Below are 16,499 nucleotides of genomic sequence, written 5' to 3' on the forward strand. Positions count from 1 at the left end.
TTCAATCAAATTTATGACCCATATTGAAAAAAATTCATCCAATGCAAAACCGAGATATTCATTCTGGAGACGTTCACTGCGTTTTTTGATTTGGTTTTTGGTATTTTGGTTGGTACTAATTACCTCAATTATGGGGGTTTTGTCAAGCGAACGTGGCACTCAATTTATTTTAGATGAAATCAGTCAAAGAACAAATATAAAAATTCACTATGTGTCTGGAGACTTTTTGACGCGACTGTCATTATCTGATGTGGTTGTACCTGCGACTAAAGATTTGACCATCAAGGCCAATAAATTGGATTTGCAAGTTGGCTGGTATGCTTTATTTGCTGGTAAGGCTCATTTATCTTTTGCTCATATAGATAGATTGGATATTATTGATAACAAAGCTCCAACGGGTGAACCCTTTGATTACATGACCATCAAAACACCTTTGCCAGTGTCAGTTTCTGATGTGAGTGCCAAGGTGGTTAATTTTACTCAAAAAACCAAAGACCCTGTTTATTTGTATGACATTGCAATTAAAAAAGCCAATTGGCGCGATACCAAAGTTGTATTTTATGGTGTTGGACTTGATGTGAGTCATCAAGTTTTAATTCAAGACGCCCAAGGCGATATTCGTCTACAAGATGATTATCCGCTTAATCTACAATCTGATGTAACAATTTCGGCAATCAGTAAAGTGTATTTTAGTACGCTAAACGCCAATTTGCATGGTTCTTTAAAACAAACCTTTGGTACAGTATCTGGCGAATATAACAATTACCCATTTACAGGTTCGCTGGTTGCTCAAGGCTTGAGTGATGATACGCCTTTTGATGCATCACTTAATTTTGGTCACATTGTATTGCCATACGCTAGTGAGCAAAACATCACCTTAACAGATGGTAAAATTACTGCCAAAGGCACACCTGATAATATTGAAATTCGTATTTTGACGGAGTTATCGGCAAAAGACATACCAAATGGCAAATATACTGGACGTGGAGTGATTACAGATGGCGGTATGACAATCAGTCGTTTAACTGCCAAAACTCAAGGCGGAACTCTGATTGCTGATGGAACAATGGACTGGTCGGGTGAGTATCAACTTGACACCAATTTGTACGGTCAAAAAGTATCCATTAATGACATTCTACCACTGCAATATCGAGAATATAAAGATTATTTACCTAAAACATTCTCAGGCTCTTTGGGGGTGAAATACTTTTATTTGGATACTGCCAAAAATCAAACTCGTTGGCAGTTTAACCTTGCGCAAAAAGACGGCGAGATGGTTGATGTCAGTCTTGCCCAAAGTCAAAAAAAGCCCAATCTTCCTTGGCAAATAGATGCTAAATGGCAAAATTTGGTTCGCGAAAATTTACCTGATATTGGCAAACTTAACAGCCCATCTGGTGCGGCAGCTATTGTAGTGGGTGATGGTAATACCCAGCTGGATGTACACGCTGATATTAAAACGTTATCAGTGGCACCATCGGGCGATTATCAAACCAAAATGGCAATAAAAAATAATCAACTCATTGATATATCAAGTTTTTCGTATCAGGGTGTTTTAGGTGATTTGTCGGGAAAAGGGCAGATTACATTACCAAAAAAAGCATCCCCTTTATTGTGGCAGGTTGATTTAAAAACCAGCAAACTAAAACCCAATGCTTATTTTGATGTGCCTAACAAAACGCCTATTGAATCTTTGTCAGGACAGTTGGTTGCTAAAGGGCAGATGAGCCAAAAAAATGGACAAACCACCCATCAAGTTACAGTCAATCACAGTGATTTAACCGCTGTTTTGACCAATAAACCCCAAGATAAGATTCATCTAATAACCCAAGGCGGTTTGATGGCGCGATTAAAAGGGGATGAGCTTTTGGTGTTTGGTGTGGATTTAACAGGTGATGTCAATCAGTCTTTGTTTTCTGAGCTGCCTAAGTCAGATTTTGCTATCAAGGCTCAAGGTAATTTATCCAACACCCAAATTAGTAAATTTACTATCAACAACGATAATATAAAAGCATCATTGGCGGGCGATATTGCTTTTAACCAAGGTGTAAAATGGAGTATCAAAGCCCGTTTAGATGAGGTGGATACTGCAAAATTTGCCCAAAATAACAGTAATTTAATTGCCAAAATTAATGGAGATTTGGCAACTACGGGAAGTTATTACCAAGATAAATTGCAAAATTTTTCAGTTAAATTTGATGGTCAAATTCTCAATAAATCAGTTGCTTCAGGTAATATTTCCTTGGATATGACGGGAGCGGGGGATAGATTGCGGTTTAACCATTTAAGTCATCAAAGTTCAGCAGGTCAATTTTTAGCAAAAGGTTTTACCAATTTAAATGATTTATCTTGGCAATTTGATGCCAAGATGACTAATTTTGATACGGGTAAATTTGTCAAAGGACTTGATTCGCATTTAACAGGTGGTTTTTCAACCAAAGGAAGTTGGGGCGGTAAAATTAAATCGTTTGAAGTTAAAGAGTTAGATTTATCAGGCGATTTTCGTGGTCAGCCAGTAATTGCACAGGGTGCAATATCAGCAAAAATTGATTTGCCTAATGATTTAAACGCTTATTTTAGACGTTTAAAATCGGCTACAGCTGTACCAAAAAATACTAATGAACTTTTAAATTTGCAAAAGCAAGTTCAAATCAACACCTATCAAACTCAACGAATTTTTAAGATGTTAAATGCTGACCATTTAACGTTAAAAATGGGTGATAGTCAGCTTTTGGTTGATGGTACGGATAAAAATTTATCAGCGACCCTTAACATACCCGATTTAAGTCAGCTTGTATTTAATACACGTGGGCAAATTAAAGGCGGTATTATTTTGGTGAATGATAACTATGCTTTGCCAACAATTTATGTGGATTTAACTGCCAATGAAGTACGAACTGCTGATTTAATCGTACAAAAGGTCAGCGTTTTGGGTAAGGTGGTCAATTTAGCAAATTTGCCAAGTCAATTACGTGTTGAAGTGGATAATGTAATTGCTTTAGGTAAAGTGATTAAATATGCCAACCTGAATTTTGTAGGGACGTATCAACAGCACAATTTAACTTTTGCTGCTAAAAATAACGATATAGAGACCAAAGCTCAAATTGTAGGCAGTTTTGATGAACGCAAAGGGCGTTATCAAGGCGTGATGGATGCGGCAAGTGTACAAAGTAAATTTGGCAAACTTGCTCAGATTCAGCCTGCTGAATTTAGTTATGCTGTTAAAAATAATCAAATTGCGGTTGCTGCCCACTGTTGGCAGAGCAGTAAGGCTAAGGGTGTGCAAACAGGTTCTTTATGTCTACAAAATACTTTGCATTACTCTAATACATCAGGTGATGTTGCGCTGGTTGTCCAAAATCTAGATACATCGGTCATTTCAACAATTTTACCGAGTGATATTTTATGGCAGTCTACATTAAATGGTAAACTTGCTGCCAATTGGCAGGCGGGAAAATCACCCGTGGTTAATGCTGTGATTTATTCTGACAATGGCAAAGTTGGTGTGTCTAGCGATGATACGGGTTATGTTGAGATGCCATACCAACGAGTTTCTATTATTGCTCAAACTGTGCCAACGGGTCTAAAACTACGTACCGATATTCAAGGTGTGATTGGTTCAGGTTATGCGGATGTGATTGTGGATGCTTATAAACCCAATAAACCCATTGCAGGAGCGGTCGCATTAAATAATATTAATTTAGCGGTTATCCGACCATTTTTGCCAAGCTTGCAAACGCTGAGTGGTACGGTCAATTTAGCCGGCGGTGTTGGTGGCACACTCACTAAACCATTATTTTATGGTAATGCTGATTTAAAAAATGGTCAGTTAGCAGTCGCTGGTGTGCCTGTTGTGCTGAAAGATATTAATGCAGACATGGCGATTCGTGGCACCCAAGCAAGCTTAATGGGTGGTTTTATTGGTGGTGCCGGTAAAGGAAAATTAACAGGCGAAATGGATTGGCGAGGCGAGCTTCAAGCCAAATTAGCAGTAACGGGCGAGAATCTAACCATTTCTAATCCACCACTGGTTGTGGCAAGTTTTAGCCCTGATATTGAAGTGATTGTTCGTCCTTCACAAAAATATGTTAATGTGCAAGGTGTAGTATTGGTGCCTTCAGCAACCATTCGCCCACCATCAACCAGTAGTGAAATTATTGATAAATCCGCGGATGTTTCAGTGATTGATAGACGTTTGACAGGAAATGTGGATAAAATTTTGGCTGTTTCAGCACCTTGGAGCATTAATGCCAATATTGGATTGGATTTGGGTTCAGATGTAGCGTTTCAAGGGTTTGGAGCAAAACTTCCCTTGGCAGGTACACTGCATCTAACTCAAAGCGGTCAGGACTCGATGAAGGCAAAAGGTGTAATTCAGTTATCTGAACGCACGGTTGTTGATGGTATTGGTCAAAATATTGAACTCAAATACGCTCAAGTAAGATTTAATGGTAATATGCTCAATCCTCGTTTATCTATTGAGGGTGAAAAAGAAGTTGAAGGGGCAACAGTTGGGCTTAGAATCAAAGGCACAGCCAACAATCCTGATATCACCGTTTTTAATGACGCAGGATTGACCGAGCAACAAGCAATGAATGCACTGATTACAGGAAGGATTGATGAATCAAGCGACATTCAAACATCAGAACAAACGTTTCGTTCTCGTGTTACCAACAATTTGGCAGCGGCTGGACTTTCTTTGGGATTATCAGGTACACGAAATATCACCAACCAAATCGGCAACGCATTGGGTTTTGAAAGTTTAACGGTGGACGCATCGGGCAATTCAAGTGACACAAATGTAACGGTAACAGGTTATATTACCCCTGATTTGTACTTACGATATGGCGTTGGGGTATTTAATGCTGAATCGTCTTTGTCTATGCGTTATCAGCTTACTCGTCGGGTGTATATAGAAGCGGTGATGGCAGTAGAAAATATGGTGAATGTGATTTATCAGTGGAGATTTTAACTGCAATCAAAATACAAAAAAGCACCAAATATTAATGGTGCTTTTATTTAACTTTAACTATTTATTTAACCAAGATAACCTAATTTATTCAATTTGCTTTACTAAAAGTTTACTTGGTTAAAATTAAACGATTATTGCGAGTAAGACGCAAGCGATATTCTTCCCCTTGATGCTCAATGCGAACTTCCTTGGTCAGTGCAAATAAGTTTTGTGAGTGCAATGTTGGTAAACGATTAGCTTCACGGTTGCTAAAATAACGAGCAATGGTCATAGTCATGGCGATTTTCCTTCTATGGGTGGGTGTTGGGTTTTTTCCCAAGCCACTTTGGCTTAAACTTTGAACTGAATGACAAATTTTTATTTGTAAATAAAAATAATTATCATTTGTGTTTATAATAACAAATTTTTTTAAGATTGTAAACATTAATTATAAAAATTGAAAAAATTTATCATCTTTAAGATAAACGGTATATTTATGACGATAAACGGTAAAAAAACAGTCCAAGTTGCCATTGCAGTTCTGGTTTTTGGTGAACAATTATTGTTAGCAACCCGAAAAAGTGGTCAGCATCAAGGTGGAAAATTGGAATTTATTGGCGGTAAAATTGAACCAAATGAAACACCTGTTCAAGCTTTGATGCGTGAAGTATCTGAAGAGATTGGTTTGGAACTTACCAAAAATTCGATGATTAAATTGGGGAGAATTTATCACGACTACCCAGAATTATCCGTATGTTTACATGTGTTTTATATAAATTTAGATAAAAATTTGTATAAAAAATATCGTCATTGCGTCTTAGGAAAGGAAAATCAACCAATTGGTTTTTATAAAAAATCTTGGGCAATTGCCAACTTGGATAAATTTCCATCTGCTAATGGGCGTATTTTGCAGTGGCTTAGCTTGCCAGATGCCATTATTATTAGTTTGCCCTTGAGTGATTTTGTCAATGAACAGCAGTGGTTATTATTTTATTGTGAAAAATTACCTAAAAATGCGCTATTTTACCCACGTTTACAAGCCGATAATAAAAAAGCCATCGAAATTGTGCAAAATTTATTAAAAATTCGTTCAGATTTGAGAGTTGTTTTACCAATAGAGCTTTACAAAAATAAAATCTTTGAAAAGCAGTGCCAAAAAAAGCAAATTTTTGCCTTAAAATTGAACCAAAGCCAATTGATGAATTTTTTATCAGATAAAACTTTATCCACTAATTTACCGACAAATCTACCTTGGCTGGCAAGCTGTCATGATTTGGGCAGTATTGAAAAAGCTAATGAGGTTGCTAAAAATTACCCACTTATTGGAATATTTGTTTCACCTGTTAAACCCACTCAAACCCATCTTGAAAGTCAAGCGCTTGGATTATCAGCCTTTGGCGAGCTTACAAAACGTGCAAATATGCCAGTCATTGCTTTGGGCGGTTTAAAAATGAATGATTTAACAAAAATTCGCCAACATGGTGGTTTTTGCGTCAGTGGTATTCGTAATTTTATTTAGATATTTTAAAAAAAAATACCCCCATTTTTACCAATAATTGTGATTGTCAAAGCCCGATTTTTGTTTTAAAATCAAAAAAATTTATTCATATTTATCATCAGGAGTATATAGATGAGCGCCATTTATCAAGATTATCTAAATGCACGTAAAGCCGACGAAAATTTAGCGCTTGAACTGCTTGCCAAACTTGCCAAACTTGCAAGTAATGAAGTAAAACTGTCATTTTTTGGTGATGTGGTTACTTTTGATGTGGCGGATATTTTAGCCAAACATACCAAAGTTGGCGTAAAGGTTGCTGATTCATTAGCTTTAGTGGATGCTTTGGTTGCTAAAGATTTGGCAAATGTAGCAGTTGATTTGGGTCAAGCGGTTAAGAGTTCACAAACAGCCAATGATTTTACCAGTGGCATAGAAACTCCAGCAACGGATGTAGTTTTGTATGGTTTTGGACGTATTGGACGTATTTTGGCGCGTCTACTGATGAGTCGTCCTGCCAGTGATAAAGGTTTGCAGTTGCGAGCAATTGTTGTACGTCCTGCTGGTGATGGCGATTTGGCAAAACGAGCCAGTCTTCTTGAACGTGATAGTGTGCATGGCTGGTTTGATGGTAGTGTTCAGGTGGATTCTGATAATAACGGCATCGTTGTTAATGGTCGTTTTATCCAAGTAATTTATGCATCTGATCCAAGCGAAGTGGATTACACGGCTTATGGCATTGACAATGCCATTGTGATTGATAACACTGGCAAATGGAAAGATGAAGTAGGTTTGGGTAAGCATCTACAATCTAAAGGTGTAAAAAAAGTGCTACTGACTGCTCCTGCTAAAGGTGATATCAAGAATGTGGTTTATGGAGTTAACCACGATACCATTGGTAGTGACACCATCGTCTCAGCAGCCAGCTGTACCACCAATGCCATCACACCAACTTTAAAAGTTTTAAATGATGAATATGGTATTATCAATGGTCATATGGAAACAGTTCATGCCTTTACCAATGACCAAAACTTGGTGGATAATCATCATAAGTCTGATAGACGTGGTCGCGCTGCACCTTTGAATATGGTGATGACTAGCACCGGAGCGGCATCTGCAGTTGGTAAAGCATTGCCAGAATTAAAAGGTAAATTGACGGGCAATGCCATTCGTGTACCAACCCCAAATGTCAGTTTGGCGATTTTAAATCTGAATTTTGAAAAAGAAGTGGGTTCAGCAGATGCGCTTAATGTCTTTATTAAAGCGCAATCACAAAGCCTAACTTGGCAAGAGCAAATTGATTATTCTGATTCGCCAGAGGCGGTATCAACGGATTTTGTTGGCAGTCAAAAGGTAGCAATTTTTGATGCTAAGGCTACCATTGCTAACGATAAACGTGCCACTCTTTATGTTTGGTATGATAATGAAATGGGTTATAGCACCCAGGTTATTCGTGTTGCTGAGGTAATGGCAAATAACGCTTAGTATAGGGGGATTTTATGAAAATGTCCAAATCAACTATTGTTCTTGCAGCGATTTCTTTGATGGCAATGTTGCCCATCGCTGCTAGTGCTGAAACTTGCAAAGTAACTGACCCAACAGGAACCCGGTTAAATGTTCGGTCATCGCCCAATGGCAAAGTGATTAGCACATTAAAAAATGGTACAAAAATCCGTCGTGTTGACCATGCAGATGATAGCCAAGGCAGATCTTGGGTTTTGGCATACACTGAAAAAACCAATAAGCGCATTGGTTGGGTGTATCGTGAGTTTGTAAGCTGTTATTAGTCTGCTAAACCTAACAAAAAGACCGCAAATCGCGGTCTTTTTGTATTAGTTTAGTTTTTGATGTCAAATACTTGTTTTAAATATGCCAAGTAAGTGTTATTTTCAATCATAACCTTTCCAGGGCTATCTGAAAGTTTGGCGACTGGCTGCCCATTGCACTGTACGAGTTTTAACACAATATTTAGCTGAGTAAGCCCCATATCGTTGGTGAGATTGGTGCCAATACCAAAATTGGTTTTGATGCAAGTTTTAAAGTATTGGTGCAAATCCCACGCTTTTTTGATGGTCAAACCATCACTAAAGGTTAGACTTTTGGTTTTTGGATCAATTTTTAGGGTTTGATAATGAGCAATTGCCTTATCGCCCCATGCATAAGGGTCGCCACTGTCATGACGCAGCCCATCAAATAATTTGGCAAAATACAAATCAAAATCTCTTAAAAATGCATCCATGCCAACCACATCGGTCAAAGCCACACCTAAATCGCCACGATATTCACGCACCCAAGTTTCCAAAGCTGCTTTTTGTGAATCTCTTAGGCGAACATCTAGAGCTTGGAAGGCTTGCAAAAATTCATGCGCCATCGTACCAATCGGAGTAATCCCCAGTTTTTTGGCAAGATAAACATTACTAGTGCCTCGAAAAATTGTTGGAGAGTTTTTGGCGAACGTTTCTACCACATGATAATGCCATGTTTTAGAAAAACGTCGTCTTGTGCCAAAATCAGCAATCACAAATGGTGGATTATTGCCATCTTCAGCTTGTAATGAATCGTAGTGTTTTAATAAGGCTATGTTTGCATCAAGGCGTTTTTGTCCCTCAGCTAAAACATCAGAATTATTAAGTCTTTGATAATAAAGTTCGCTGACAATGCATAAAACAAAGACTTCAAAAAACATGGCTTGAATCATTGGACCTTCAATTTCAATGTTTAACAATCCATCTTCTTGGGCAGTTACTTTAATAAAACGGCGTTTTAATTTAAACAATTCTAAATAATCTACAAAATCAGATTTGATAAATCGCAAACCACGTAGATAATCCAATTCATCTTGAGTAAATTGCAATTGACATAAATAATCCAACTGAATTTCTAAATCATCCTTGATTTGAGCCAAAGGGTAGACTGCTTGGTCAGGATTGCGGCAGCGAAAATGATACACACCATGGGTTTGAGGAAAATGATGTAACATTGCCTGAAGCATGGTAAATTTGTATAAATCATTATCCAAAAGTGATGTAATAATTGGCACACTAGTAGCCATAAAAAAATCCTTAAAAAAAATTTACCCTATGATACCCTAATTTAACCTTGAAAATAAAAAAAATTTACCAATCTTAAACAATTTAAGGGAAAAACTTATGAATGAGCTCAATTTAACCAGTTTGAATTTGTCTTCTTGTCAATTTGATGATTTAGCAGTATCTATACATCCAAATGCTGAATATAACGCCACTCATGACGGTATGGTGGAGGTGATTTTAAAACGAATTGCCGATAAAAAAAATGAACAGGCACACACAGATGAATTATGGTTGGTTGAACATCAGGATGTTTATACCTTAGGGCAGGCGGGTAAAGAAGAACACATTTTGTATCAAACCAGCACCCCAATTATTAAAACCGACCGTGGCGGTCAGGTTACTTGGCATGGAGTTGGGCAGCTTGTGGTGTATTGGCTTGTGGATTTGCGCGCAAGGGGCTTAGGTGTGCGTGATTTGGTCAGCCATGCCGAACAAGCAATTGAAGATGTTGTTGGGGAGTATCTGCCAGAAACTCTATATGCCAAAGCTCGCCGTGATGCGCCGGGGGTGTATATTTACAATCATAACCATGAGATGTTGGGAAAAATTGCGTCTTTAGGATTTAAAATCAAACAAGGTTTTAGTTATCATGGTATTGCGATTAATTTAATTAATGATTTAACCGCGTTTAACGCAATCAATCCTTGTGGGTATGCAGGCATGCAGATGGTTAAATTGGCTAATTTTGGCAAGTTTACAAAAAAAGATATAGAGGTGTTTACTCAAAAATTTATTATCAATGTCCATCAACGATTAAATCAAAACATTGCACTTAGAAGCATTTGATATTACAATGCATACGCTAAATATTTTTAGATTTTTTAATGGTTTTCTATTTTGGAGCTAATATGGTTGATTTTAATAAAATTTTAGACGCAGGCGACGTCGATGCAGGCGAGATTAACGTGGTGGTTGAGATTCCAACAGGTTCAAATCATAAAATTGAGTGGAATCGTAAACTGGCGTGTTTTGAGCTCGACCGCGTTGAACCAGCAATTTTTGCCAAGCCCTGTAATTACGGCTTTATTCCTCAAACCCTAGATGAAGATGGCGATGAGCTTGATGCACTCATTATTACTGAACAACCTTTGACCACAGGCATTTTTTTAAAAGCCAAAGTGATTGGCGTGATGAAGTTTGTCGATGATGGTGAAGTAGATGATAAGATTATTGTTGTGCCTGCAGACGACCGCAATAATGGCAACGCCTATCAAACTTTAGAAGATTTGCCTGCCCAGCTGATTAAACAGCTAGAATTTCATTTTAATCACTATAAAGATTTGAAAAAAGCAGGCACAACCGTTGTGCAAGGGTTTTTTGGAATCGATGAAGCTAAAAAAGTCATCAAAGACAGTCAAAAACGTTGGTCAGAATAATTTTTGTTAAGCTTAGTTTGACAAATCAAACCTTAGTTAAGTTTTTATTTAGCTAAGGTTTTTGTGTTTAAGGTTTTACGTTTTTGTTTAATCATTTTTAAACGCAATAAACGCTCTGATTTATCGTACCAAAACCCCAGACGCTGATAACTTAATACTGAAATTAATAAGATAACAATTGGCAATAACATTGATAAGTAGCCAATTTTGGCATACAGCCATACCGCAACAAATCCTCCACCAAAAAATCCCCACCATAAAGCGCTGTGTAGAATGATTTTGTTTTTATCTATTTTTCGTCCAACAATCCATCTACCAACGCTTGCTCCCAAATCCGATGTCACTCCTGTTAGATGTGTGGTGCGAATAACGGTGCCGTTATAAGTGGCAACCATAGAATTTTGTAGTCCACACGCCATAGCAATCATCATTTGCCCAAAATCATTTTTTTGTAAATACAAAAATAAACTAAGACACAACAAAATCAATTCCAAAGCCATTGCATAACCATAGTGGCGGCGAATATTAAGTTCGCTCCCTCCAATAATCATGCCACTTAATACAGAGCCTACCCAAAAAGAAAAAATAGACAAAAGAAACAGCTGTAGATTTTGAATATCGCCATGAAAAAAAGATACGGCTACTTGACTGACATTACCTGTCACGTGTGAAGCTGAAACGTGGGTAAAACCCATTAAAGCGGTAGTGTTTAAAATCCCTGCACAAAATGCCAAAACAACCGCCCCAATTAACACCCAAGTTGGAATTTTATCCTGCATTGATGATACCAAGGTTAATTTTACAAGTCATTTGCATTTATATCCATACATCATAGGTAAGTGTAAATTTGTATGTAAAAACCATTTTGTTTGAATCAAGTAATTTTAGTGTTTTTAGCCACAAAATAAAAGCATAAGCCAATTAGGTTTATGCTTTTAATTGCAACAATTTTTAACAATAACTGTTAAAATAAAATACATTTTTAGTGGCAGGTTTATTCATCACCATCTGTCATTGCCATGATTTGTTCGCTGATGGCAACGATGTTAAAGCCTGCATCCACAAATAAAATTTCGCCTGTGATGCCGCTTGCCCAAGGTGAAAGTAAAAACAGTGCTGCATTACCAACTTCTTCTTGATTAACATTGCGTTGTAGTGGAGCAATTTTTTCGCTGACATCAAGCATTTTACGAAAAGACTTAATGCCACTTGCTGCCAATGTACGAATGGGTCCTGCGCTGATGGCATTGACGCGAATGCCTTGCCCACCTAAAGAACTTGCCAAATAACGCACAGACGCTTCAAGACTTGCTTTTGCCATACCCATAACATTGTAGTTTGGAAGTACTGAGATGCTGCCTTCATATGTAAGGGTGAGTAATGAGCCTTGTCGAGCTGCCAGCAGTTCTCTACCTGCCTTGGCAAGGGCTACAAAGCTGTAAGCACTGATATCGTGAGCGATGCTTGAACCTTCACGGGTAGTTGCAGTTGTAAAGTCGCCATCTAATTGGTCGGCAGGAGCAAAACCAATGGCATGAACAATACCGTTAATGCCTTTATCCTCACCTTGCCCCCAAAGCTGATTAATTTGGTTAAAGCACGCGTTAATAGAGTCATCTGATGCAACGTCACATTCAAGAACAGCAACCGCTCCAAAGGTTTCAGCTGCCATTTCCACACGTTTTTTGATTTTATCATTGGGGTAAGTCAAAATCAGTTCTGCCCCTTCTCGGTGCAAACTTTCGGCGATTGCCCAAGCGATGGATAATTTACTAGCGATGCCTGTAACAACAAAACGCTGATTTTTTAATAGCATAATAAGATTCCAATTTTATAAAAAAGCCTACCAATTATAACATGATTTAACTCATGGTTAATGAAAAAAATTGAACATATGTAAACTATTTAAAAACTTATTAATTTTACCTTGATAAAATTGCAAATTACGTTATCCTATAGCATTTAAAAATTAACCGTTAATAGTGCAAATTTATGTCAAATTCCCCTGTATTTACGCCAAATTATGATAAAACTGCCCAACAATACACCCAAATTATCCAAGATTGTGGTGAAGATTTGACCAGAGAAGGGTTGGTAGATACGCCAATGCGTGCCTCAAAAGCCTTTTATTATCTGACTCGCGGTTATCACCAATCTTTGGACGTGGTGGCAAATAATGCTATTTTTCCATCAGACAATCCAGAAATGGTTTTGATACAAAACATTGAATTTTATTCATTGTGTGAACACCATTTACTGCCGTTTTATGGTGTGGCACATGTAGGCTACTTGCCCGATGGTAAGGTTTTGGGATTATCAAAAGTTGCTCGCATTGTGGATATGTATGCAAGACGCTTGCAAATCCAAGAAAATCTGACCAAACAAATTGCCGAGGCGATTCAGGAGCTGACTAATTGTCGTGGGGTGGCGGTTGTGATGGATGCTAGTCATATGTGTATGATGATGCGAGGAGTTGGTAAACAGCAATCCACAACCAGAACACTAAGTACACTTGGGGATATGACAACAGATAAACAAGCCAAAACTGAATTTTTAGCGGCTATTCCAAAGCGGCAGCCAGCTTTTTAATGTATGGTTATTGTCAAGTTTTGGATTGGGATTTTATTTTAAAATATTAACATGGTTACCTAAACTGATTACAAACATTCAAAGATACGTGCTGATTGCATAAACATGTTCAGCACCACCATAATTTTACAGTCTAAAGATTAAAATCAAATCAAGCCTGATAATGGCTATTCTTTATTTGTGTTTTTTTAAAAACATTCGTTCAGCCACATCACTTAACGCATTCATTTCAGAAAGTAAAAACTGCATACGTTTTTCACCATAAGCACAAAAAACCTGATGACTGAATTCATTGGCTTTTTGGGCAAGAGGTAACGCATACTCCTTACCTTTTTGGGTAAGACTAATAAACTTTTCACGCTTATCGTCTGGATTTTCCTTTATAACCAAAAAACCATTATTTATCAATGTCTTACAAATACTAAATACAGTTTGTTTGGGTAAATACCATTCAATGGCAATTTGTTTTTGGGTGCAACTGCCTTTGGTTGCTAATGTATAGAGAATGGCAAACGTGTTGTAATTCAGCCCTTGCTGTTTTATCCAAGTTTCAATAAAACTTTCAATACGGCTAATACTGGCATCTAATTGGTCAAGATAGCCTGATGTAAGATACTGATTTGTCATAGATTTCCTAAATTTAATTGACGTTTCTATAATAATAAATTTTCGGACTAATTTCAAGACAAATTTAAAATTGGTGGTTTAAATAATAGGTGATTCTTATCAATCTGAAATATTTATTTACATTTATTAGTACAAATGTTTTCTATTATTTATCCATTAAAAATTTGGATTGCATCTTTATATAAAAAATAACTTAAAATTCAATAGGTTAAATTTTAATAAAATAATATTATAAAAAAATTATTTAAAAATTGTCGATAAAGGGTATTAAATCTTAGATATTTGGTAATAAAAATAATAAATGGCACATAAATTGCATTTCAAAAATGAAAGGTTAGTTTCAATGTCCAGACTGCAGTTTGATTGCGATTGTGTTACAAAAATACGCATTTTTGGTCGAATATCATTCTTTATATTGAGCTTATGAATCATAACCAGATTGTTAACCAATGTTAGGTGGAATATTAATGAATAAGATTTTTAAAATTGTTTGGAGTGAGGCGGTTGGTGCTTTTGTGGTGGCATCAGAATTGGCAAAAGGACATACAAAATCAACAACAGTGAAAAAAACAGCAACTGGTTTAAAAATTTTATTTCGTTTAACAGCGTTGGCGGTTGCGGTTTGGGGTTCGGTAGGAACGGCTTGGGCGGTGGTTGCGCCTACTGGTCAAGTTGCCACTGGTTCCGGTAGTGAAACGGCGGTGAATGGCGCTGACGCTAGAGGTACAGGCGCTGTTGCAATTGGTACTTTTGCACGTGCAGGAACAAAGACCGCACCTCCTCATGGTATAAACACGGGTACTATTGCAATCGGTGGTAGCGATTCAGGTACGGCTACGTATGCTGATGGCAATAATGCGATTGCTATCGGTACGAGTGCGAATTCAAATGGGGCTAAGGCGACGTCTATCGGTTCGGATGCGATTGCCTCGGATCAATTTGCGACCGCTTTGGGTGGTCGCGCCGAGGCGAAGGCGCGGGGTGCGACAGCCATTGGCGGCTGGACACAGGCTACAGGCCAGTTTGCGGTTGCGATTGGCGGTAGTGATCGCTTTGGGCGAGATAATAACACAGAGTTGAATGATGGTAGTGGTGCAACTTTGGCTTCTGGGGATCGCAGTACCGCCATTGGTCGGCGCGCGAAAGCTTCCGGCAATGATACGCTTGCTTTTGGTACAAACGCAGAAGCAACCGGAGTAGATGCAGTTGCTTTTGGGACGAACGCGAATGCATCAATTCTTAAATCAATTGCTATTGGTAAAAATACACAGGCAACGGGAGAGGCTTCCATTGTTATTGGTAGCGATGATCATATTTATGGCGAGATTAAAGCAAGCTCTAGACAAGGTATCGCCATCGGTACAGGAGCAAAAGCAACAGGTGCAACCCAAGCAGTTGCCATCGGTCCAGATGCTATTGCCTCAGGCACGCAATCAACTTCTATTGGTAACAATACCCGTGCAACAGGGGATTCATCCATTGCTATCGGTGGCGACGATTGGAATATCGTACGAACCAAACAAGTTGAGGCAGCAGGAAATAAACAGGTTCATGAGGTCTTTCAAGAACTAACAGGCATGAAAATGCGGGCAGATAGTGGCTCAACATTTAAAGGTACAACTTCCGCCGATGCCGCTGTTGCAGTAGGTGTCAAAGCCTATGCTAAAGGTGTGTTGTCTACCGCCTTTGGTTCAGGTACTTCCGCGACCGGTCTGGGTGCGTCAGCGTTTGGTGTGGGTGCAGAAGCCAGCAAGGATAAATCAGTTGCCATTGGTGCAGGGTCTAATACAAGTACAAATGCGACAGCTGTAACAATCGCAACAGTTAATGATGTTACTTACAGCAGTTTTGCGGGAACGGCACATATTACTGAAGGTTCACAGGTTTCTGTGGGTAGAGTAGGTTATGAGCGCCAAATCAAACACGTCGCACCGGGTGAAATTTCTGCTACTTCCACCGATGCTATTAATGGTAGCCAGCTTTATCACGTGGCTTCTCAAGCAGCTAATCCGCTCAAATTTGACGGTGATAGAGGCACAACGGTTGAACGTAAACTTGGTAACACGCTCAACGTTAAAGGCGGTGCAATTGGTACGCTTACTGATAATAATATTGGTGTGGTAGCTGACAACGCCAACAATACTTTGGGTTTGAAGCTTGCACAAAACGTTAATTTGGGTGCTACAGGTAGTCTGCAAACCGGCAGCACAACTATAAATGACAATGGTGTTGCCATCACCGGCGGTCCAAGCATCACCAAAGCTGGCATCAGCGCAGGCAATAAACCAATCACCAACGTCGCAAGCGGTGGCACCACCGACAGCAACGCCGCTAATATCGGCGACGTTAAAAAAGCCGCTGCCGCCGCC

13 protein-coding genes are annotated in these 16,499 nt (G+C 38.5%); 8 read left to right on the forward strand and 5 right to left on the reverse strand.

Annotated features, from left to right (window positions below; genetic code table 11):
- Positions 1–13 precede the first annotated feature (13 nt).
- The gene (locus ACZBKJ_RS06440) at positions 14–4,972 is read left to right on the forward strand and encodes a translocation/assembly module TamB domain-containing protein (RefSeq protein ID WP_463200135.1); all 4,959 of its coding nucleotides are present in this window, start codon (positions 14–16) and stop codon (positions 4,970–4,972) included.
- A 109-nt stretch (positions 4,973–5,081) separates the two neighbouring features.
- Here ACZBKJ_RS06440 and hemP read toward each other — a convergent pair whose 3' ends face one another.
- The gene (hemP, locus tag ACZBKJ_RS06445; protein ID WP_463200136.1) at positions 5,082–5,249 is read right to left on the reverse strand and encodes a hemin uptake protein HemP; all 168 of its coding nucleotides are present in this window, start codon (positions 5,247–5,249) and stop codon (positions 5,082–5,084) included.
- Positions 5,250–5,447: 198 nt separating this feature from the next.
- On the opposite strand from hemP, the gene ACZBKJ_RS06450 reads away from it, so the two are divergent.
- The 3 genes from ACZBKJ_RS06450 (at position 5,448) to ACZBKJ_RS06460 (ending at position 8,233) form a co-directional block, all read left to right on the forward strand.
- Positions 5,448–6,470, forward strand: coding sequence for an NUDIX domain-containing protein (locus ACZBKJ_RS06450; protein ID WP_463200137.1), 1,023 nt, complete (start codon positions 5,448–5,450; stop codon positions 6,468–6,470).
- Positions 6,471–6,581: 111 nt separating this feature from the next.
- Complete coding sequence (locus ACZBKJ_RS06455; protein WP_463200138.1) at positions 6,582–7,931, forward strand: glyceraldehyde-3-phosphate dehydrogenase; 1,350 nt, start codon at positions 6,582–6,584, stop codon at positions 7,929–7,931.
- Between the two features lie 14 nt (positions 7,932–7,945).
- Complete coding sequence (locus ACZBKJ_RS06460; RefSeq protein ID WP_463200139.1) at positions 7,946–8,233, forward strand: SH3 domain-containing protein; 288 nt, start codon at positions 7,946–7,948, stop codon at positions 8,231–8,233.
- 50 nt (positions 8,234–8,283) lie between these two features.
- Here ACZBKJ_RS06460 and pncB read toward each other — a convergent pair whose 3' ends face one another.
- Positions 8,284–9,498, reverse strand: coding sequence for a nicotinate phosphoribosyltransferase (gene pncB, locus ACZBKJ_RS06465; protein ID WP_463200141.1), 1,215 nt, complete (start codon positions 9,496–9,498; stop codon positions 8,284–8,286).
- Between the two features lie 97 nt (positions 9,499–9,595).
- Between pncB and lipB the strand changes: the two genes are divergently transcribed.
- Together lipB and ACZBKJ_RS06475 are read left to right on the forward strand one after the other, a co-directional pair.
- Positions 9,596–10,324 carry a lipoyl(octanoyl) transferase LipB gene (gene lipB / locus ACZBKJ_RS06470; protein WP_463200142.1) on the forward strand — a complete coding sequence of 243 codons (729 nt, stop codon included), beginning with the start codon at positions 9,596–9,598 and terminating at the stop codon, positions 10,322–10,324.
- 62 nt (positions 10,325–10,386) lie between these two features.
- Positions 10,387–10,914 carry an inorganic diphosphatase gene (locus tag ACZBKJ_RS06475; RefSeq protein WP_463200144.1) on the forward strand — a complete coding sequence of 176 codons (528 nt, stop codon included), beginning with the start codon at positions 10,387–10,389 and terminating at the stop codon, positions 10,912–10,914.
- A 44-nt stretch (positions 10,915–10,958) separates the two neighbouring features.
- Here ACZBKJ_RS06475 and ACZBKJ_RS06480 read toward each other — a convergent pair whose 3' ends face one another.
- Entirely contained in the window at positions 10,959–11,693 is a 735-nt protein-coding gene (locus ACZBKJ_RS06480; RefSeq protein ID WP_463200145.1) for a YoaK family protein, read from the reverse strand.
- Between the two features lie 215 nt (positions 11,694–11,908).
- Complete coding sequence (locus tag ACZBKJ_RS06485; protein WP_463200146.1) at positions 11,909–12,730, reverse strand: enoyl-ACP reductase FabI; 822 nt, start codon at positions 12,728–12,730, stop codon at positions 11,909–11,911.
- 176 nt (positions 12,731–12,906) lie between these two features.
- Between ACZBKJ_RS06485 and folE the strand changes: the two genes are divergently transcribed.
- A complete protein-coding gene (folE, locus tag ACZBKJ_RS06490) occupies positions 12,907–13,503 on the forward strand; it encodes a GTP cyclohydrolase I FolE (RefSeq protein WP_463200147.1) in 597 nt (198 codons plus the stop codon).
- 174 nt (positions 13,504–13,677) lie between these two features.
- On the opposite strand, the gene ACZBKJ_RS06495 is transcribed toward folE, so the two are convergent.
- On the reverse strand, positions 13,678–14,130 hold the full coding sequence (locus ACZBKJ_RS06495; protein ID WP_463200148.1) for a MarR family transcriptional regulator: 453 nt from the start codon (positions 14,128–14,130) through the stop codon (positions 13,678–13,680).
- A 467-nt stretch (positions 14,131–14,597) separates the two neighbouring features.
- On the opposite strand from ACZBKJ_RS06495, the gene ACZBKJ_RS06500 reads away from it, so the two are divergent.
- Positions 14,598–16,499 (forward strand): ESPR-type extended signal peptide-containing protein (locus ACZBKJ_RS06500; RefSeq protein ID WP_463200149.1); only part of this gene is annotated, 1,902 nt, incomplete at its 3' end.

The organism is Moraxella sp. I5G (genome assembly GCF_055193055.1).